Annotated in this window: 16 protein-coding genes; 8 read left to right on the top strand and 8 right to left on the bottom strand. The window is 53.2% G+C overall.

The features are described 5' to 3' along the window. The first annotated feature begins 156 nt into the window (after positions 1-156). Positions 157-1,575, top strand: coding sequence for an arabinose-proton symporter AraE (gene araE, locus JQN59_RS04375; protein WP_149608205.1), 1,419 nt, complete (start codon positions 157-159; stop codon positions 1,573-1,575). A gap of 106 nt (positions 1,576-1,681) precedes the next feature. On the opposite strand, the gene JQN59_RS04380 is transcribed toward araE, so the two are convergent. Further along, positions 1,682-2,008, bottom strand: coding sequence for a cupin domain-containing protein (locus tag JQN59_RS04380; protein WP_048225407.1), 327 nt, complete (start codon positions 2,006-2,008; stop codon positions 1,682-1,684). 140 nt (positions 2,009-2,148) lie between these two features. Here JQN59_RS04380 and JQN59_RS04385 point away from each other — a divergent pair, with 140 nt between their 5' ends. Continuing rightward, positions 2,149-2,856, top strand: coding sequence for an aspartate/glutamate racemase (locus JQN59_RS04385; RefSeq protein WP_149608206.1), 708 nt, complete (start codon positions 2,149-2,151; stop codon positions 2,854-2,856). Here the strand turns inward: JQN59_RS04385 and JQN59_RS04390 are convergent. Next, complete coding sequence (locus JQN59_RS04390; protein WP_008785717.1) at positions 2,828-3,763, bottom strand: LysR family transcriptional regulator; 936 nt, start codon at positions 3,761-3,763, stop codon at positions 2,828-2,830. The genes JQN59_RS04385 and JQN59_RS04390 overlap by 29 nt on opposite strands. Before the next feature lie 118 nt (positions 3,764-3,881). Here JQN59_RS04390 and lysA point away from each other — a divergent pair, with 118 nt between their 5' ends. Continuing rightward, positions 3,882-5,138, top strand: a complete 1,257-nt coding sequence (gene lysA, locus JQN59_RS04395) for a diaminopimelate decarboxylase (RefSeq protein WP_071446042.1) — start codon at positions 3,882-3,884, stop codon at positions 5,136-5,138. Positions 5,139-5,216: 78 nt separating this feature from the next. Here lysA and JQN59_RS04400 read toward each other — a convergent pair whose 3' ends face one another. Continuing rightward, complete coding sequence (locus JQN59_RS04400) at positions 5,217-6,227, bottom strand: LacI family DNA-binding transcriptional regulator (protein ID WP_149608204.1); 1,011 nt, start codon at positions 6,225-6,227, stop codon at positions 5,217-5,219. A gap of 13 nt (positions 6,228-6,240) precedes the next feature. Beyond that, the gene (galR, locus tag JQN59_RS04405; RefSeq protein WP_048215625.1) at positions 6,241-7,269 is read right to left on the bottom strand and encodes an HTH-type transcriptional regulator GalR; all 1,029 of its coding nucleotides are present in this window, start codon (positions 7,267-7,269) and stop codon (positions 6,241-6,243) included. Positions 7,270-7,866: 597 nt separating this feature from the next. Here galR and aas point away from each other — a divergent pair. Together aas and lplT are read left to right on the top strand one after the other, a co-directional pair. Then, on the top strand, positions 7,867-10,026 hold the full coding sequence (aas, locus tag JQN59_RS04410; protein ID WP_003825593.1) for a bifunctional acyl-ACP--phospholipid O-acyltransferase/long-chain-fatty-acid--ACP ligase: 2,160 nt from the start codon (positions 7,867-7,869) through the stop codon (positions 10,024-10,026). Next, positions 10,019-11,212: a lysophospholipid transporter LplT gene (gene lplT / locus JQN59_RS04415; protein WP_048215626.1), complete on the top strand. Its 1,194-nt coding sequence runs from the start codon at positions 10,019-10,021 to the stop codon at positions 11,210-11,212. Before aas ends, lplT begins: the two co-directional genes overlap by 8 nt. Positions 11,213-11,657: 445 nt before the next feature. Here lplT and JQN59_RS04420 read toward each other — a convergent pair whose 3' ends face one another. The 4 genes from JQN59_RS04420 to mutH all read right to left on the bottom strand — a co-directional run bounded on the left by JQN59_RS04420 (position 11,658) and on the right by mutH (position 14,652). After that, a complete protein-coding gene (locus tag JQN59_RS04420; RefSeq protein ID WP_003033954.1) occupies positions 11,658-12,698 on the bottom strand; it encodes an NADP(H)-dependent aldo-keto reductase in 1,041 nt (346 codons plus the stop codon). A gap of 106 nt (positions 12,699-12,804) precedes the next feature. Beyond that, positions 12,805-13,023, bottom strand: coding sequence for a lipoprotein YgdR (ygdR, locus tag JQN59_RS04425; RefSeq protein ID WP_000758660.1), 219 nt, complete (start codon positions 13,021-13,023; stop codon positions 12,805-12,807). 144 nt (positions 13,024-13,167) lie between these two features. Further along, the gene (locus JQN59_RS04430) at positions 13,168-13,881 is read right to left on the bottom strand and encodes a TerC family protein (protein ID WP_003033961.1); all 714 of its coding nucleotides are present in this window, start codon (positions 13,879-13,881) and stop codon (positions 13,168-13,170) included. A 75-nt stretch (positions 13,882-13,956) separates the two neighbouring features. Then, on the bottom strand, positions 13,957-14,652 hold the full coding sequence (mutH, locus tag JQN59_RS04435) for a DNA mismatch repair endonuclease MutH (RefSeq protein WP_149607733.1): 696 nt from the start codon (positions 14,650-14,652) through the stop codon (positions 13,957-13,959). A gap of 684 nt (positions 14,653-15,336) precedes the next feature. On the opposite strand from mutH, the gene rppH reads away from it, so the two are divergent. From rppH to lgt, 3 genes are all read left to right on the top strand, one after another. Beyond that, positions 15,337-15,867, top strand: a complete 531-nt coding sequence (rppH, locus tag JQN59_RS04440; protein WP_149607734.1) for an RNA pyrophosphohydrolase — start codon at positions 15,337-15,339, stop codon at positions 15,865-15,867. Positions 15,868-15,879: 12 nt separating this feature from the next. Beyond that, positions 15,880-18,126 carry a phosphoenolpyruvate--protein phosphotransferase gene (gene ptsP, locus JQN59_RS04445; RefSeq protein ID WP_149607735.1) on the top strand — a complete coding sequence of 749 codons (2,247 nt, stop codon included), beginning with the start codon at positions 15,880-15,882 and terminating at the stop codon, positions 18,124-18,126. Positions 18,127-18,316: 190 nt separating this feature from the next. Further along, complete coding sequence (gene lgt, locus JQN59_RS04450) at positions 18,317-19,192, top strand: prolipoprotein diacylglyceryl transferase (RefSeq protein WP_003825606.1); 876 nt, start codon at positions 18,317-18,319, stop codon at positions 19,190-19,192. Position 19,193: the final 1 nt, after the last annotated feature.

The following is a 19,193-nucleotide window of genomic DNA, read 5'->3' on the forward strand; positions in this document are numbered from 1 at the left end:
TGAGTGATTGTCGGTAAATTTTAAAATTGGAATATCCATCACATAACCATGTGGTGTAGCTATTTAATCCATGTTTTTGCCGTTTCCCGCCTGACGCTTCCTGCAAGGGATCCCTTACTTTCAATGGCATGGTTACTCTGTATCTGGCAGGAAAAAATGGTCTCAATAAATAATGATGCTGCTTTAGCGCCGCGCCCAGTGCGCGATACGCGACGTATGAATATGTTTGTTTCTATCTCTGCGGCTGTCGCAGGGTTGTTATTCGGCCTGGATATTGGCGTGATTGCTGGCGCGTTGCCTTTTATCACCGATCACTTTGTGTTGACCAGCCGCCTGCAGGAGTGGGTGGTAAGCAGCATGATGCTGGGTGCGGCAATTGGTGCGCTGTTTAACGGTTGGTTGTCATTCCGCCTGGGGCGCAAATACAGCCTGATGGCGGGCGCGATCCTTTTCGTCGCCGGATCTCTGGGCTCGGCGTTTGCCTCCAGCGTAGAAATGCTCATTTTTGCCCGCGTGGTGCTGGGCGTTGCGGTGGGGATCGCGTCTTACACCGCACCGCTCTATCTCTCCGAAATGGCTAGCGAAAACGTGCGTGGCAAGATGATCAGTATGTATCAGCTGATGGTGACGCTGGGCATCGTTCTGGCCTTTTTGTCCGATACCGCGTTCAGCTACAGCGGTAACTGGCGCGCTATGCTTGGCGTGCTGGCGCTTCCGGCTGTATTGCTGATTATTCTGGTTGTTTTCTTGCCCAACAGCCCGCGCTGGCTGGCGGAGAAAGGTCGCCACATCGAAGCTGAAGAAGTACTGCGTATGTTGCGCGATACGTCAGAAAAAGCCCGCGATGAGCTGAACGAAATCCGTGAAAGCCTGAAGCTAAAGCAGGGGGGTTGGGCGCTGTTTAAAATTAACCGTAACGTGCGTCGCGCGGTTTTCCTCGGAATGTTACTGCAGGCGATGCAGCAGTTCACCGGGATGAACATCATCATGTATTACGCGCCGCGCATTTTTAAAATGGCGGGTTTTACCACCACAGAGCAGCAGATGATTGCCACGCTGGTAGTTGGTTTAACGTTTATGTTCGCCACTTTTATTGCCGTCTTCACGGTCGACAAAGCAGGACGTAAACCGGCGCTGAAAATTGGTTTCAGCGTAATGGCCATCGGGACGCTGGTGCTCGGATATTGCCTGATGCAGTTTGATAACGGCACGGCTTCCAGTGGATTATCCTGGCTGTCAGTTGGCATGACGATGATGTGTATTGCAGGCTATGCAATGAGCGCCGCGCCGGTGGTGTGGATTCTGTGTTCGGAAATTCAGCCACTGAAATGCCGTGATTTTGGTATTACCTGCTCCACCACCACCAACTGGGTGTCGAACATGATCATTGGCGCAACGTTCCTGACGCTGCTCGACAGCATTGGCGCCGCCGGTACGTTCTGGCTTTATACCGCGCTGAACGTTGTGTTTATCGGTATTACGTTCTGGCTGATTCCAGAAACCAAAAACGTCACGCTGGAGCATATCGAACGTAAGCTGATGGCAGGCGAAAAGTTAAGAGATATTGGGGTGTAAGTCAGACAAGCATGCCGGATAGCGATTCAGCCTTATCCGGCCTGCGAGTGGAGTCTCTTACAGGCCGGGAAAGCGTCAACGCGACCCGGCTTTTTTATTTAGCACCTTACCCGTGCAGAAAATCTTCGCGAATTGGGGTAAAGGTATCCAACAGCGTTCCCGGTTTTAAGCAGACGCAGCCATGCATAATGTTGGGCTGTTTATACAGGGTATCGCCCGCCCTAACGATATGTTTCTCTTCGCCGATGGTAAATTCAAACTCACCGGACAACACGTAAGTCAGCTGTTCGTGCGGATGATTGTGCATCGGGCCGATTGCGCCTTGCTCGAAGTTCACCTCAACCGCCATCATGTTACCGTCATGAGCAAGAATACGCCGGGTAACGCCATTGCCCAGATCGTCAAGCGTGGTCTCTTTATGAAAAATAAACATCCGGCCTTCCTGTAATAATTAAAACAATGTTTCATTAAACCTATATCAGAAAATTAAAAAAAGAAATGCACGCCAACAGATGTGGAAAGTTGATCACATCTTTGGTTCACTGGAGAGACAACAACGAGTCAGGGGAAATGATGAAAACGATCGGTCTGTTAGGCGGTATGAGCTGGGAATCTACCATTCCTTATTATCGACTCATTAATGAAGGCATAAAACAGCGTCTGGGAGGTCTGCATTCTGCGCAGATTCTGTTGCACAGCGTGGATTTTCACGAGATTGAATTCTGCCAGTCAAGCGGTGACTGGCAGCGAGCCGGTGAGATCCTCGCGCAGGCCGCCACAGGGCTACAGCAAGCCGGGGCGCAAGGAATTGTGCTGTGTACCAACACCATGCACAAAGTTGCTGAGGCGATTGAAAGCGCCTGTGATGTGCCGTTTCTGCATATTGCCGACGCGACGGGGCGGGCGATACAAAAGCAGCAAATGAGCAACGTGGCGCTACTGGGTACGCGTTACACCATGGAGCAGGATTTTTACCGCGGGCGTTTACAGACTGAATTCGGCATTAGCACGCTGATCCCTGAAGCTGAGGATCGTCAGAAAATAAACCAGATTATTTTCGATGAGCTGTGTCTCGGTGAATTCAGCGAGGCTTCCCGCGATTATTACCTGGGCGTCATCGACCAACTGGCGAAACAGGGGGCGCAAGGGGTTATCTTTGGCTGTACCGAGATTGGTCTGCTGGTTCCCACCGAGCTAAGCCCACTACCGGTTTTCGACACCGCGGCAATCCATGCGCAAGATGCGGTGGCGTTTATGCTTTCGGCTGCGGATGCAAAATAGCCTCCAGTGGGTCAATAAGCCTCGGTAGATGGGCCTGCAGATGCGCCGTAAAAGCATCAACCAGCGCCGAGGCGGGGCGATGAAGCGGGTGAATCAGGCTGACTGTAAAGGGGACCGAAATACTGAAGCGGCGGATAACGACTCCGCTGCTGGCGTAATCCAGCGCGGTCAGTGGGTTCACCACCGAGATCCCCACACCTGCCCGTACCATTGCACAAATTGAAGCGGCGCTATGGGTTTCAATCACCATGCGGCGCTTCACCTGGTGCTCATTAAACAGTGTATCCAGTAGCTGACGGTAGCTGTCGGTGCGCGACAGGCTGATGTAGTTTTCTCCCTGAAAATCCTGCGGCGTTAACACCGCTTTCTTAGTCAGCGGATGGCCCTGCGGCAGCACGCACACTTCATCCAGCGCCAGCAATTCGGTGCGTTTCGTTCCGGCAGGCGTATGCAGCGTTTCCGTTAACCCCAGATCGTGGCGCTGCGCCGACAGCCACTCTTCCAGCAGCGGTGACTCCTGCGGCACTATCTGAATATTGACCTGTGGATAGCGAGCGAGGAATGGCTGCAGCAGCGGCGGTAAAAAAGACTGTGAGAATACCGGCAGGCAAACAATCGACAATTCGCCTTGGCGAAACTCGCGCAGGCTTTCGGCGGCGCTCACAATTCTGTCCAGGCCATACCACGAACGTTGCACCTCTTCAAACAGACGTAACCCTTGCACGGTTGGATGCAGTCGGCCACGCGTACGTTCAAACAGCGTTAATCCCAGCACTTTCTCGAATCGGGCCAGTTCCCGGCTGACGGTGGGCTGCGAGGTATGTAGCATGCGCGCAGCTTCTGTCAGATTACCTGCCGTCATGATGGCGTGAAAAATTTCGATGTGTCGCAGGTTAACGGCGGGCATGGGCAATCCTCGAATGAATCAATCCATATCATTTTTGCATAGACTCACGATAAAACGATATTTTTTATTCTTTTCGGGCTGTGGCGTAATCATAAAAAAGCCAATATCGGAGCACACTATGCCACGCCCACTCAATAGTACTGACACTGACCTGAACGCCGACAACCTGCTGCGCCTGCCTGCCGAATTCGGCTGCCCGGTGTGGGTCTATGATGCTCAGATTATCCGCGGGCAGATTGCCAAATTGAGTCAGTTTGACGTGGTGCGTTTCGCCCAAAAGGCATGTTCGAATATTCATATTTTGCGCCTGATGCGCGAGCAGGGCGTGAAGGTTGATTCCGTCTCGCTTGGCGAAATTGAACGTGCGCTGGCGGCAGGCTTCGTACCGGGGAAAGATGAAATCGTCTTTACCGCCGATATGATTGATGAAGCGACGCTCGCGCGGGTGCATGAATTGCGCATTCCGGTAAATGCCGGGTCGGTGGATATGCTGGAACAACTGGGCCAGGTCTCGCCGGGCCATCGCGTGTGGCTACGCGTAAACCCTGGCTTTGGGCATGGGCACAGTCAGAAAACCAATACCGGCGGCGAAAACAGCAAGCACGGGATCTGGTATAGCGATCTTCCCGCGGCGCTGGAGGTGATTCAGCGCTATAAGCTGAAGCTGGTGGGGATTCATATGCATATCGGCTCCGGCGTGGACTATGCGCATCTGGAGCAGGTGTGCGGTGCGATGGTGCGCCAGGTGGTTGAATTTGGTCAGGATCTGGAGGCGATCTCCGCAGGTGGTGGTTTATCAATCCCGTATCGCGAAGGCGAAGAGGCGATCGATACCGATCACTACTTTGGATTGTGGAACGCTGCGCGTGAACAGATTGCTAAACACCTGGGTCACCCGATCGCGCTTGAGATAGAGCCTGGTCGTTTTCTGGTCGCGGAAGCTGGCGTGTTAGTGGCGCAGGTACGTAGCGTAAAAGAAATGGGTAGCCGTCACTTTGTGCTGATCGATGCGGGCTTCAACGATCTAATGCGCCCGGCCATGTACGGTAGCTATCACCATATCTCAGCGCTGTCAGGAGATGGTCGCTCTCTGGAACACACCCCACAACGGGAAACCGTGGTAGCCGGGCCGCTGTGCGAATCTGGTGACGTGTTTACCCAGCAGGAAGGCGGAAATGTGGAAACCCGTCTGTTGCCTGCGGTGGTGCCGGGCGATTATCTGGTGCTGCATGATACCGGGGCGTACGGCGCGTCAATGTCGTCAAACTACAATAGCCGTCCGCTGCTGCCGGAAGTTTTGTTCGATAACGGCGTGGCGCGACTGATTCGCCGTCGCCAGACCATTGATGAGCTGTTAGCGTTGGAATTAATCTGATTACAGCGTTGTGAAATGCCGGATGGCGCTACGCTTATCCGGCCTACAAGATTAACTGCGCCGCCATCCGGCATTTGATTACTTAAAGTATGGCCCGAGCGTTACTGAGTCACGTAGTACCAGTTTGCCGGTGAACGGTGGGATTGGCTCGACGCTCTCGCCGTTGGCCAGCCGGATAGCCTGGTCGATTGCCGTGGTTATCATGGTATCAATCGGTAGATAAACGGTAGACAGCCCCGGCTCCAGCCATTTGGCGCTCGGCGCATCATCAAAACCAAATAGTGAGACGTCCGTTGGGATCCTTAGCCCGGCCTGATGTAACGCTTTTGATGCGCCTAATGCCATGTCATCGTTACAGGCGAACAGGGCGCTAAATTTCACCCCTTCCTCCAGCAGTTCACGGCAGGCCTCATAGCCTCGCGTCATCGTGGAGTCGCCGTATTTGACCTTATCGGGATCCCAGGGAATACCGTTTTTTTCCAGCGCTTTACGATACCCCATCAGGCGTGATTTACCGGTAGGCGTATGGCCAGGCACAGTGATACAAGCAATATCGCTATGGCCCTGCGAGATCAGATAATTGACCGCCTGATAGGCCGCGTCTTCCTGTTCAAAGAAAATTGCGCGATCGCGGGCCTGGCTGACATCACGGTTGATGACCAGCAAGGGCATAGTAATGCTGTTCATCAACGACATAATCGCCTTTTCACTCATATAGCGGGTATAGAGAATAATGGCGTCGCACTGCCTGTCCGCCAGCATTTGCACGGCTTCCTGCTCACGCTCTGGTGTGTCGTGGCCGTCGGTGACGATCAACTGCTTGCCGTGAGATTCCGTCTGGCGTGAAGCCTGTTGCAGCAGGCGGCCAAAGTAGAATCCATCAAATGTGGAAACTACCAGACCAATGCTGTTGCTGGTGCGGTTTGCCAAAGAGCGCGCTAAAAAATTAGGCCGATAATCAAGTGCCTGCATGGCCTTAAACACTTTCTGGCGCGTGCTCTCTTTTACCTGACCCGTGCCATTCAGTACGCGCGAAACGGTCGCTTTTGAGACGCCTGCGTGTCGTGAAACGTCCAACATCGTAGTCATAACGCTATCCTGGTTATTCGTTTGACGATGAATTCCCCGGCTCTGTCAGCGTCGAAACGGAATGGCGACGCACCAGAGTTGGGTTAAAAACGTGGGTAATTTCAGGCACGGGACGCTTCTCCGCCAGCGCGAGCGCCAGTTCGGCAGCCTGGGTTGCCATCGTCACGATCGGGTAGCGCACCGTGGTCAGACGCGGGCGCACGTAGCGGGAAACCAGCACATCATCAAAACCAATCAGCGAGATTTCTCCCGGCACATCAATGCCGTTATCATTCAATACGCCCATGGCACCAGCCGCCATTGAGTCGTTGTAGCAGGCTACCGCAGTGAAGTTTTTGCCACGGCCAAGTAACTCGGTCATAGCCTGTTCACCGCCGCTTTCATCCGGTTCACCAAACGTTACCAGTCGATCGCTGACAGGAATATTGCTCTCTGCCAGCGCGTCGTAATAGCCTTGCAGACGATCTTCCGCATCTGAAATCGTGTGATTGGAGCACAGATAACCAATGCGCGTATGGCCCTGCTGAATGAGGTGTCGGGTCGCGAGCCAGGCGCCGAAACGGTCATCAAGGGCAACGCAGCGTTGTTCGAATCCCGGCAGAATTCGGTTAATCAATACCATGCCGGGGATTTGCTTCATGAGTGATGCCAGCTCAGCATCCGGGATAATTTTCGCGTGGACAACAAGGGCTGCGCAGCGGTGGCGAATGAGCTGTTCAATCGCCTGTCGTTCCTTCTGTTCGTTATGGTAGCCGTTACCAATCAGTAAAAAATTACCGGTGTTATACGCCACCTGCTCGACAGCTTTAACCATTGCCCCAAAAAATGGATCGGACACATCTCCAACCACCAGACCGATGGTTTCAGTGGATTGTTGTGCCAGCGCACGCGCATTGGCGTTGGGGTGGTAGCTGAGTGATTCCATTGCACTCGTTACGGCCAGGCGCGATGCTTCGCTGGCTTTAGGAGAATCATTAATCACTCGAGAAACGGTGGCGACTGATACACCAGCTAGTCGGGCTACATCCTTTATGGTCGCCATGATAGTACCTGTTGTGGGTAAACGCTTACATTCCGTCAGTGTTACGGAAAATGGCTGGCTGTTCAAGCAGATTGCCCGTCAGAACGTCGCAAATGTGAGCGCAAACGAGCGAAGTAAGACAGAAAATAGAAAATGCTAATTTTTGCTTACACTTTGCGATGTGCTGTTGCGATTGTTCGCTGGTGAGAGAACTGAGCAGATTGCTAGAGTTGAGATCCCAGAGGTATTGATAGGTGAAATCAACTTTCGGGTTGATCACTAGAATTACACCAGCCTGCGCAGATGCGCAGGTTTTTTTTTACCTTCAGCCTATCTGTAACAGTAACCGATAATTTACACAACTCGTTGCATTTGGGTTCATTCCTTTGCGTTTTCGCACTGGCGTATCTGGCTGCTGACGACCACAATCAAGATCCCAGAGGTATTGATTGGTGAGATTATTCGGTACGCACTTCGTACCTGTCTCTTGCACCAACCTGCGCGGATGCGCAGGTTTTTTTTCGGATTGTATTTACCAGTTACCTGTCGCGCCAATTCCCCAACTCGTATACTCTCCCACCATTGATGTTTATATAATTAATGGCACAGGGAGTTGAGATGCTATTTGGCTTTTTTCGTAATCTGTTTCGCGTGCTTTTCCGCGTTCGCGTCACGGGCGATGTCAGCGCGCTACAGGGAGAACGCGTTCTAATCACTCCCAACCATGTCTCATTTATAGACGGCATCCTGTTGGCGCTCTTTTTACCGATTCGTCCCGTCTTCGCTGTTTACACCTCGATCAGCCAGCAATGGTATATGCGCTGGCTAACCCCGCTGATTGATTTTGTACCGTTAGATCCAACCAAACCGATGTCGATTAAACATCTGGTTCGTCTGGTCGAACAGGGCCGTCCGGTGGTTATTTTCCCGGAAGGACGTATTTCGACCTCCGGCTCGTTAATGAAAATTTATGACGGCGCGGGGTTTGTTGCCGCTAAGTCGGGGGCGACGGTGGTTCCTGTGCGCATTGAAGGCGCGGAGCTTTCCCGCTTTAGCCGCCTGAAAGGTTTGGTTAAACAGCGATTCTTCCCGCGCATCCGCTTACACATCCTACCGCCCACACAACTGCCGATGCCGGAAGCTCCGCGTGCTCGCGATCGCCGCAAAATTGCCGGAGAGATGCTGCATCAAATTATGATGGAAGCACGCATGGCGGTTCGTCCGCGTGAAACGCTATACGAGTCTCTGCTGGCGGCGAAATACCGTTTTGGCGCAGGCAAAAACTGCATTGAAGATGTTAACTTTACCCCGGACAGCTACCGCAAGCTGCTGACAAAGACGCTCTTTGTGGCCCGTATTCTGGAAAAATACAGCGTCGAAGGTGAAAAAATCGGCCTGATGCTGCCAAACGCGGGGATCAGCGCAGCGGTCATTTTTGGCGCCATTGCGCGCCGACGCATTCCGGCCATGATGAACTACACCGCAGGCGTGAAAGGATTAACCAGTGCCATTACTGCGTCTGAAATTAAAACGATCTTCACATCCCGACAGTTTCTCGATAAAGGCAAACTCTGGCATTTACCGGAACAGCTCACCCAGGTGCGTTGGGTTTATCTGGAAGACTTAAAAGCTGATGTGACCTTTAGCGATAAGCTGTGGATTTTCTCACATCTGCTGGCACCGCATCTGGCGCAGGTGAAGCAGCAGCCGGAAGACGCTGCGGTAATCCTCTTTACTTCTGGTTCAGAAGGCCATCCGAAAGGTGTGGTTCACAGTCATAAAAGCATTCTGGCGAACGTTGAGCAGATCAAAACGATTGCCGATTTCACCGCCGATGACCGTTTTATGTCGGCGCTGCCGCTGTTCCACTCCTTTGGCCTGACGGTGGGATTATTCACGCCGCTACTGACTGGCGCAGAAGTGTTTCTTTATCCCAGCCCGCTGCATTACCGCATTGTGCCAGAGCTGGTATACGACCGGAACTGCACCGTGTTGTTTGGTACTTCGACGTTCCTCGGCAATTACGCGCGTTTTGCGCATCCGTACGATTTCCACCGCCTGCGCTATGTGGTGGCGGGAGCGGAAAAACTTCAGGACAGCACAAAGCAGCTGTGGCAGGAGAAATTTGGCCTGCGCGTTCTTGAAGGCTATGGCGTGACGGAATGTGCGCCGGTTGTGTCGATTAACGTACCAATGGCGGCAAAATCGGGAACGGTAGGGCGCATCTTGCCTGGTATGGATGCTCGACTGTTGGCTGTTCCGGGAATTGAGGACGGTGGGCGTTTACAGCTGAAAGGTCCTAATATTATGAGCGGCTATTTGCGCGTCGAAAAACCTGGCGTGCTGGAAGTGCCGACAGCAGAAAATGCGCAAGGTGAGATTGAGCGCGGCTGGTATGACACCGGAGACATCGTGCGCTTTGATGAAAACGGCTTTGTACAGATTCAGGGGCGCGCTAAGCGATTCGCTAAAATTGCCGGAGAGATGGTTTCGCTGGAAATGGTTGAGCAACTGGCGTTGGCGGTATCCGCAGACAAAATGCACGCCACGGCGATCAAGAGTGATGCCAGCAAAGGTGAGGCGCTGGTGCTGTTCACTACCGACAGCGAGCTGACACGTGAAAAACTACAGCAGTATGCGCGGGCGCACGGTGTACCTGAACTTGCCGTACCGCGTGATATTCGCCATCTGAAGCAACTCCCCTTACTCGGCAGCGGTAAGCCGGATTTTGTTACGCTGAAAAGCTGGGTCGATGAGCCGGAAAAACAACATGAGTGAGTCAGTGCACACTAACACTTCAATCTGGTCCAAAGGGATGATGTCCGTTATCGCCGCGCAATTTCTGTCGGCGTTTGGCGATAACGCGTTGCTGTTTGCTACGCTGGCGTTGCTGAAGGAGCAATTTTATCCGGACTGGAGTCAGCCAATCCTGCAAATGGTGTTTGTGGGCGCTTACATTCTGTTTGCTCCCTTTGTGGGACAGGTGGCGGATAGCTTTGCCAAAGGCAGAGTGATGATGTTCGCGAACGCTCTGAAACTGCTGGGTGCGGCGAGTATTTGCTTCGGCATTAATCCGTTTCTTGGGTATACGCTGGTGGGAATCGGCGCGGCGGCATATTCACCGGCCAAGTACGGCATTCTCGGTGAACTGACTACCGGTGACAAACTGGTGAAGGCTAACGGCCTGATGGAAGCCTCCACCATTGCCGCGATTTTGCTCGGTTCTGTCGCCGGCGGCGTTCTGGCCGACTGGCACGTGATGGCCGCGCTTTCTGCCTGTGCCCTGGCCTATGCTGGCGCCGTGGTGGCTAACCTGTATATCCCGAAACTGGCCGCGGCTCGTCCTGGCCAGTCCTGGCATCTGGGGAAAATGACGCGCAGTTTCTTCTGTGCCGCCTCCTCGCTGTGGCGCAACGGTGAAACACGCTTCTCGCTGGTGGGAACCAGCCTTTTTTGGGGCGCGGGCGTTACGCTGCGTTTTCTGCTGGTGCTGTGGGTCCCGGTGGCGCTCGGCATCACCGATAACGCCACCCCGACCTACCTCAATGCCATGGTAGCAATCGGGATTGTGGTCGGTGCGGGTGCGGCCGCGAAGCTGGTAACGCTGGAAACCGTGTCGCGCTGTATGCCTGCGGGGATCCTGATTGGCATCGTGGTGCTGATTTTCTCTCTTCAACATTCGCTGCTTCCGGCCTACGCATTGCTGATGCTTATCGGCGTGTCGGGTGGCTTCTTTGTGGTGCCGTTGAATGCGTTGCTGCAGGAACGGGGTAAGAAAAGCGTCGGCGCGGGTAATGCGATAGCGGTGCAAAACCTGGGTGAAAACAGCGCGATGCTGTTGATGCTCGGGATTTACTCACTGGCGGTGCTGGTGGGGATCCCGGCAGTTGCGATTGGTATTGGATTTGGTGCGCTGTTTGCGCTGGCGATTGCGGCGCTGTGGATTTGGCAGCGCCGCCAATAGTCTGTTGTATGCTGTTGCCGGATGGCGGCGTTGCCTTATCCGGCCTACAGGATGCTCACTTTGTAGGCCTGATAAGCGTAGCGCCATCAGGCGCTAATCGTCACGGTGCGAGATGAGTATGCTATGAATGTGCCGGATGGCTGCGTTGCCTTATCCGGCCTACAGGATGCTCACTTTGTAGGCCTGATAAGCGTAGCGCCATCAGGCGCTAATCGTCACGGTGCGAGATGAGTATGCTATGAATGTGCCGGATGGCTGCGTTGCCTTATCCGGCCTACAGGATGCTCACTTTGTAGGCCTGATAAGCGTAGCGCCATCAGGCGCTAATCGTCACGGTGCGAGATGAGTATGCTATGAATGTGTCGGATGGCGGCGTTACCGTATACGGCCTACAGGGCGTTCACTTTGTAGGCCTGATAAGCGTAGCGCCATCAGGCGCTAACTGTTACGGTGCAGGATAGGTATACACCTGATGCACCGCTTCAATCTCTGCCAGTACTTCTTCGCTCAACTCCAGATGCAGGCTTTCAACGTTGGTTTTTAGCTGCTCCATCGTCGTGGCGCCCAGCAAAGTGCTGGCGACAAACGGCTGACGACGCACGAATGCCAGCGCCATTTGCGCAGGATCCAGATTATGGCGTTTCGCGATATCCACATAGGCCGCAACGGCTTTCTGCGTCTGCTCGCCGCTGTAGCGCGTGAAACGGCTAAACAACGTATTGCGTGCACCGGCAGGTTTCGCGCCGTTCAGGTATTTCCCGGTTAACGTACCGAAGCCCAGGCAAGAGTAAGCCAGCAGCTCAACGCCTTCATACTGGCTCACTTCAGCCAGTCCAACCTCAAAGCTGCGGTTCAGCAGGCTGTAGGGGTTCTGGATGGTGGCGATGCGTGGCAGATCGTGTTTGTCCGCCAGGTGCAGATAGCGCATCACGCCAAACGCGGTTTCATTAGAAACGCCGATGTAGCGAATTTTCCCGGCGCGCTGAAACTCGGCCAGAGCGTCCAGCGTATCGAGAAGGGAAACGACCGGCGCGGAGTCTGTCCAGCTGTAGCCTAACTTACCAAAACAGTTGGTCGGGCGCTGCGGCCAGTGAACCTGATACAGATCCAGATAATCGGTTTGCAGTCTTTTCAGGCTGTCGTGCAGCGCTTCACGGATATTTTTACGGTCCAGCGCCTGATTCGGTCGAATGCCGCTGTCGTTGTTACGTGATGGTCCGCTGACCTTAGACGCAACGATCAGCTTTTCGCGGCTGCCGTGTTTGGCGAGCCAGTTACCTACGTAGGTTTCGGTGAGACCCTGGGTTTCAGGACGCGGCGGTACCGGATACATCTCGGCAACGTCGATCAAATTAATGCCCTGTGCTACTGCATAATCGAGCTGTGCATGTGCGTCGGCTTCGCTGTTTTGTTCACCAAACGTCATTGTGCCCAGCCCCAGTGTACTGACTTCCAACGAGCTGTGGGGTATACGGTGATATTGCATAGCCGTTTCCTTTTTATAATCACGACATAAGGATTATAAAAATGGCTGAGGGAAGAGAAAAAGGGAAGTAAAATTGTTAAGGCCAGCGCGCTGCTGACCTCAACCATCAGCGTTCAATGATTTGAGACACATCATCGCGGTTAATCTGCATCGCATTGCCCTGCTGGTCGTGATAGCTCACCAGACCGGTATCATCGTCAATTTCTGGTTTTCCATCGGTCAGGATCATTCGACCATCTTTTGTCGCCATTACATAATCGCTGCTGCATCCGGAAACGGCAAAAGCCAGTCCTACGGCGGAAATCAAAACTGCCCATTTTTTCATCTGCTTATCCTCACATGGCCTGCGTCTGACAATAGTTTAGTAATAACGCGAAGTTGTGCAGGGTGAAAGCAGTAAAATCTTAAACTGTGAGAAGGGGTAGGTGTGGCTGGCATTCGCTCCCCTTGCGGGGAGCGATGGATTTCATCAGAGCGGATTTTTTTTATTACGCCACAGGTTCAGGGTCTCTACCGCGATAGAGAAGAACATGGCGAAATAGATATATCCTTTCGGAACGTGGACGTCGAAACTTTCCAGAATCAGCGTAAAACCGACCAGAATCAGAAACGAGAGCGCCAGCATTTTCACCGAAGGGTGGCGATCGACAAACTCGCCAATTGGGCGCGCGGCAAACATCATCACGCCTACGGCAATCACCACCGCCGCCATCATAATAAACAGATGATCGGACAAGCCAACCGCAGTAATCACGGAATCCAGACTGAAGATAATGTCTAACAACATGATCTGCACAATCGCGCCCAGGAAAGAAGATACGCGGGTTTTTAACCCCTCTTCCTCACCTTCAATGGATTCGTGGATCTCCTTGCTGGCTTTCCAGATCAGGAACAATCCCCCCAGCAGAAGGATCAGGTCACGTGCTGATATCGCCTCGCCAAACAGCTCGAATAACGGGTTTGTCAGCCGCGTTACCCAGGCGATAGAAGCCAGCAGTGCCAGACGCATGATCATCGCCGCCGCCAGCCCAATACGTCGAGCATGATTGCGTTGCGCTGTCGGGAGTTTGGCTACAACCAGAGAAAGGAAAATAATATTGTCGATCCCAAGAACGATCTCCAGCAGCGTCAGCGTACCGAGCGCAAGCCAGGCGTTAGGATCGGTTATCCATGCAAATAACATCGAACAAAGTCCTGCCAAAAAAAAGAAGCGGTAATTATAGGCCCGTAACGCGGCGGGTGAAAGGCCGGACGGTGCCTATTGCGCCTGGAACAAGAAATGTCGCTCAAGCAATGCGCGGGTGAAGTTCTTTTTCAGGTAAAAGCCGCGTGGCAGGGTCAGGATGGGTTCGCCGTTGGCGCCAATGGCCTCGGTAAGCGCGCGGGCGTTGGCGGCTTTAGGACGCAGTTGCAGTACTTCCCCATGGCGAGCGGTGATGCGTTCGACATGACCTAACACAATCATGTCCATTAACTCTTCCCAGTCCAGACGCAATTGCCGGTCTTCTTCTTCATTCGGGCTCCACAGCAGGGGAGAGCCGACGCGGCGCTCAGCCAGAGGGATGCTGCGTTCGCCTTCTACCGGGATCCACAGAACACGTTTGAGTTTGTGTCGTACATGGCTGGTTTCCCAGGTGACGCCGGTATTGCCGGTTAACGGCGCCACACACACAAAGGTGGTTTCCAGCGGTCTGCCAAGACTGTCCACAGGGATCGTTTTCAGCTCCACGCCCAGCGCCGCAAAATCCTGCTCTGGTTTACTGCCCGCGCTGGCACCGAGCCAGATTTCCAGCAGGACGCCAATCCAGCCTTTATCGCGCTTAAGATCCTTCGGCGTAACGATTCCCGCTATTGCCGCTAATTCTCCTAACGCGTAGCCCGAAAGCTGCCGTGCCTGGCTCAGCAACTGGGCTTCAGATTCAGGGGGAGAAAGCAACGGACGGAGTTCTGGCATCGGGTTAACCCTTAGGTGAAAAAATGAGCAATGATTTTATACCGTGTGGACAGAGTTTATCTTTTTCCACATGCTTTATTCAATTCTATGATTTATATTGGTTTTTAGATTCACGTTCGCAGAGTTGCGCAACAGCGAAGCGGGTTTTCCAATTCTGGTCACTGACAATGAACAGGATCTTACACCATGTTATCCACAGAAAGATGGGATAACTGTGAAAAACCCCCACTACTGTTTCAATTTACAGCCTTGACGTGCGACGAAAATCGAATTTTCACACAAATTGTGCCTAACTTATTGGCATAATCTGTGGATAAAACCAACGCTGGTCGATCTTTCATCAGCGTGAAGATCGTATGCGTGATGCACATCACATTTCTGTGTGTTTATCTGCGTGAATCGGTTTTAACTTTATGAATGTATAAGAGTATTTTTGATATGTGACGAATGTCTTATTCGGACTGTTCTGGGTTTTCCCATAGTAATTCCGTACTTCTTCACAACTATATCCACAGAAAAGGTGAATAAAATCGCCTTGCTTGCCCTTCTTCTGTTTATAACTCGGCCTTTAACTGTGAGTTATTCAATTGTTATTAGAATATCGCACCCTTAACAGAGTGGTTTACCGCCCCTCAGGAGTGTGAAACAATCGTTTGTATATAAGGTTTATGTTGAGGTAGTCCGGTGATTGATGACGATGGCTACCGCCCGAATGTAGGGATAGTAATTTGTAACCGCCGGGGGCAGGTCATGTGGGCCCGGCGATTTGGTCAGCACTCCTGGCAATTCCCACAAGGTGGGATCAATGCAGGAGAGACAGCAGAGCAGGCGATGTACCGGGAACTCTTTGAAGAAGTGGGTCTCAGTCGTAAAGATGTACGGATCCTTGCTTCTACTCGTAACTGGTTGCGTTACAAGTTACCGAAACGTTTGGTGCGTTGGGACACAAAGCCGGTTTGTATCGGCCAGAAACAAAAATGGTTTCTTCTGCAATTGGTCAGCAGTGATGCTGAAATCAATATGCAAACCAGCAGTACACCTGAGTTCGACGGCTGGCGCTGGGTGAGTTACTGGTATCCGGTTCGACAGGTGGTGTCATTTAAACGCGATGTCTATCGCAGGGTGATGAAAGAATTCGCAAGTGTTGTCATGGCGCTTCAGGAGAGCACTCCTAAACCGCAAAGCGCACCTGCGTACAGACGTAAAAGAGGTTAAGCTACGCAAATTATGCTCACCCGCCTGCGCGAAATAGTCGAAAAGGTGGCCAGTGCTCCGCGTCTGAACGAAGCGCTGAATATACTGGTTACCGACATCTGTCTTGCGATGGATACAGAGGTCTGTTCGGTCTATCTGGCCGATCACGATCGACGTTGTTATTACCTCATGGCGACCCGGGGACTAAAAAAACCACGTGGTCGCACTGTCGCACTCGCGTTTGATGAAGGTATCGTTGGCCTGGTTGGCAGGCTGGCGGAACCTATCAACCTCGCCGATGCGCAAAAACATCCCAGCTTTAAATACATTCCTTCGGTAAAAGAAGAGCGTTTTCGTGCATTCTTAGGCGTACCGATCATTCAGCGTCGCCAGCTTTTAGGTGTGCTGGTGGTGCAGCAGCGTGAACTGCGTCAGTACGATGAAAGTGAAGAGTCTTTCCTCGTCACGCTCGCCACGCAAATGGCGGCCATACTTTCGCAGTCGCAGCTAAACGCGCTGTTCGGCCAGTACCGTCAAACGCGCATCCGTGCGCTGCCAGCCGCTCCCGGTGTGGCAATAGCCGAAGGTTGGCAGGATGCGACGCTGCCGTTGATGGAACAGGTCTACCAGGCTTCAACGCTGGCTCCTGTGCTTGAACGCGAGCGACTGACCGGTGCGCTGGAAGAGGCGGCGAACGAATTCCGCCGCTACAGCAAGCGTTTTACCGCTGGGGCGCAGAAAGAAACGGCGGCGATCTTTGATCTTTACTCGCACTTGCTTTCCGATACCCGTCTGCGCCGCGAGCTGTTTGCGGAAGTGGATAACGGTTCGGTGGCCGAGTGGGCGGTTAAAACGATCATCGAAAAGTTTGCCGAACAGTTCGCTGCGCTGAGCGATAACTACCTCAAAGAGCGGGCCGGAGATTTACGCGCGCTGGGCCAGCGTCTGCTGTTCCACCTTGATGACTCTATCCAGGGGCCAAATGCCTGGCCGGAACGCTTTGTGCTGGTGGCGGACGAACTTTCGGCGACCACGCTGGCGGAGCTTCCTCAGGACCGGTTAGTTGGCGTGGTTGTCCGGGACGGCGCAGCCAACTCTCATGCGGCAATTATGGTGCGTGCGCTGGGTATCCCTACCGTCATGGGGGCCGATATCCAGCCGTCGGTGCTGCATCGCCGTACGCTGGTGGTGGACGGTTATCGCGGTGAACTGCTGGTCGATCCGGAACCGGTATTGATCCAGGAATACCAGCGTCTTATCAGTGAAGAAATTGAGCTGAGCCGCCTGGCGGAAGACGACGTCAACCAGCCAGCACAGCTGAAAAGCGGCGAGCGCGTGAAGGTGATGCTCAATGCGGGCCTCAGCCCGGAACATGAAGAAAAGCTGGGTAGCCGAATCGACGGCATTGGCCTGTATCGCACCGAAATTCCGTTCATGCTGCAAAGCGGTTTTCCTTCGGAAGAAGAACAGGTTGCGCAGTATCAGGGGATGCTGCAAATGTTTAACGACAAGCCGGTGACCCTGCGTACGCTGGATGTCGGCGCCGATAAACAGCTGCCCTATATGCCGATCAGTGAAGAGAACCCCTGCCTTGGCTGGCGAGGGATCCGCATAACGCTCGATCAGCCGGAGATCTTTTTGATCCAGGTTCGCGCTATGCTGCGTGCGAATGCGGCAACCGGAAACCTGAGCATTTTGCTGCCGATGGTAACCAGCATCGATGAAGTGGACGAAGCGCGACGTTTGATTGAACGCGCCGGACGCGAAGTGGAGGAGATGATCGGTTACGAGATCCCGAAACCGCGCATTGGCATCATGCTGGAAGTTCCGTCGATGGTGTTCATGCTGCCGCATCTGACAAACCGGATAGACTTTATCTCGGTTGGAACCAACGACCTTACCCAGTACATACTGGCCGTCGATCGTAACAACACACGGGTAGCCAGCATTTATGACAGCCTGCATCCGGGGATGTTGCGTGCGCTGGCGATGATTGCGCAGGAAGCCGAAAGAAGCGGTATCGATTTGCGCCTGTGTGGTGAAATGGCGGGCGACCCGATGTGCGTGGCTATTCTGATCGGTCTCGGTTTCCGTCATTTGTCGATGAACGGTCGTTCTGTCGCTCGCGTAAAATATCTGCTGCGCCATATCGATTTTGATGAGGCGCAAACGCTGGCGCAGCGCAGCCTGGAGGCACAGATGGCAACAGAAGTACGCCATCAGGTAGCGGCCTTCATGGAGCGTCGTGGCATGGGGGGCTTGATTCGCGGGGGATTGTAGGTCTGACAAGCGTAGCGCTATCAGGTATTACGGGGGATAGAGATTACCTATACAGATCTTTTACATCTTCCCGGCATCCGCTTCTAACCCCTTGTGCTATCATTCGCACCTTTGGAGCGCCTGCATTATGCAGGCGCGCTTATCAATTGCTGTCTGACTTCAGCGAAATAACAAGAACTTGTGGTGACAGATGACCAGTAGCTATCTGCATTTTCCGGATTTCGATCCGGTCATTTTCTCAATCGGACCCGTCGCGCTTCACTGGTACGGCTTAATGTATTTGGTGGGGTTTATTTTCGCGATGTGGCTGGCGACGCGCCGCGCGAATCGTCCGGGCAGTGGCTGGACCAAAAATGAAGTAGAAAACTTACTGTATGCGGGCTTCCTCGGGGTTTTCCTCGGTGGGCGTATTGGTTACGTACTGTTCTATAACTTCCCGTTATTCCTCGATAATCCCCTGTATCTGTTCCGCGTCTGGGACGGCGGTATGTCCTTCCACGGTGGACTTATCGGTGTGATCCTGGTGATGATCATCTTCGCCAAACGCACTAAGCGTTCGTTCTTCCAGGTTTCTGATTTCATTGCCCCGCTGATTCCGTTTGGCTTGGGTGCAGGGCGTCTGGGCAACTTTATCAACGGTGAGCTGTGGGGACGCGTTGACCCGAACTTCAAGTACGCCATGCTGTTCCCCGGCTCTCGTACCGAAGATATTTTACTGCTGCAAACTAACCCGCAATGGCAGTCTATTTTTGATACCTACGGCTCGCTGCCACGCCACGCCTCACAGCTTTATGAGATGGCGTTGGAAGGCGTTGTGCTGTTTATCATTCTGAACTTGTACATTCGCAAACCGCGCCCGATGGGTTCGGTATCCGGTCTGTTCCTGATTGGTTATGGCGCGTTTCGTATTATTGTTGAATTCTTCCGCCAGCCGGATGCGCAGTTTACCGGCACCTGGGTACAGTACATCAGCATGGGTCAGATCCTCTCTATCCCGATGATTGTCGCAGGCATTATTATGATGGTTTGGGCGTACCGCCGCAGCCCACAGCAACACGTTTCCTGAG

Origin of the sequence: Citrobacter sp. B72, from assembly GCF_016894305.1 — a bacterium.
GTDB lineage: Bacteria > Pseudomonadota > Gammaproteobacteria > Enterobacterales > Enterobacteriaceae > Citrobacter > Citrobacter portucalensis.

What these genes read in the sequence shown, in the direction of transcription:
- JQN59_RS04385 (WP_149608206.1), top strand. Translation starts at nt 2,149, where the DNA reads ATGAAAACGATCGGTCTGTTAGGCGGTATGAGCTGGGAATCTACCATT.
- aas (WP_003825593.1), top strand. Translation starts at nt 7,867, where the DNA reads ATGCTATTTGGCTTTTTTCGTAATCTGTTTCGCGTGCTTTTCCGCGTT.
- JQN59_RS04400 (WP_149608204.1), bottom strand. Translation starts at nt 6,227, where the DNA reads ATGACTACGATGTTGGACGTTTCACGACACGCAGGCGTCTCAAAAGCG.
- ptsP (WP_149607735.1), top strand. Translation starts at nt 15,880, where the DNA reads ATGCTCACCCGCCTGCGCGAAATAGTCGAAAAGGTGGCCAGTGCTCCG.
- mutH (WP_149607733.1), bottom strand. Translation starts at nt 14,652, where the DNA reads ATGCCAGAACTCCGTCCGTTGCTTTCTCCCCCTGAATCTGAAGCCCAG.
- galR (WP_048215625.1), bottom strand. Translation starts at nt 7,269, where the DNA reads ATGGCGACCATAAAGGATGTAGCCCGACTAGCTGGTGTATCAGTCGCC.
- JQN59_RS04420 (WP_003033954.1), bottom strand. Translation starts at nt 12,698, where the DNA reads ATGCAATATCACCGTATACCCCACAGCTCGTTGGAAGTCAGTACACTG.
- ygdR (WP_000758660.1), bottom strand. Translation starts at nt 13,023, where the DNA reads ATGAAAAAATGGGCAGTTTTGATTTCCGCCGTAGGACTGGCTTTTGCC.
- lysA (WP_071446042.1), top strand. Translation starts at nt 3,882, where the DNA reads ATGCCACGCCCACTCAATAGTACTGACACTGACCTGAACGCCGACAAC.
- JQN59_RS04430 (WP_003033961.1), bottom strand. Translation starts at nt 13,881, where the DNA reads ATGTTATTTGCATGGATAACCGATCCTAACGCCTGGCTTGCGCTCGGT.
- JQN59_RS04380 (WP_048225407.1), bottom strand. Translation starts at nt 2,008, where the DNA reads ATGTTTATTTTTCATAAAGAGACCACGCTTGACGATCTGGGCAATGGC.
- JQN59_RS04390 (WP_008785717.1), bottom strand. Translation starts at nt 3,763, where the DNA reads ATGCCCGCCGTTAACCTGCGACACATCGAAATTTTTCACGCCATCATG.
- lgt (WP_003825606.1), top strand. Translation starts at nt 18,317, where the DNA reads ATGACCAGTAGCTATCTGCATTTTCCGGATTTCGATCCGGTCATTTTC.
- araE (WP_149608205.1), top strand. Translation starts at nt 157, where the DNA reads ATGGTCTCAATAAATAATGATGCTGCTTTAGCGCCGCGCCCAGTGCGC.
- lplT (WP_048215626.1), top strand. Translation starts at nt 10,019, where the DNA reads ATGAGTGAGTCAGTGCACACTAACACTTCAATCTGGTCCAAAGGGATG.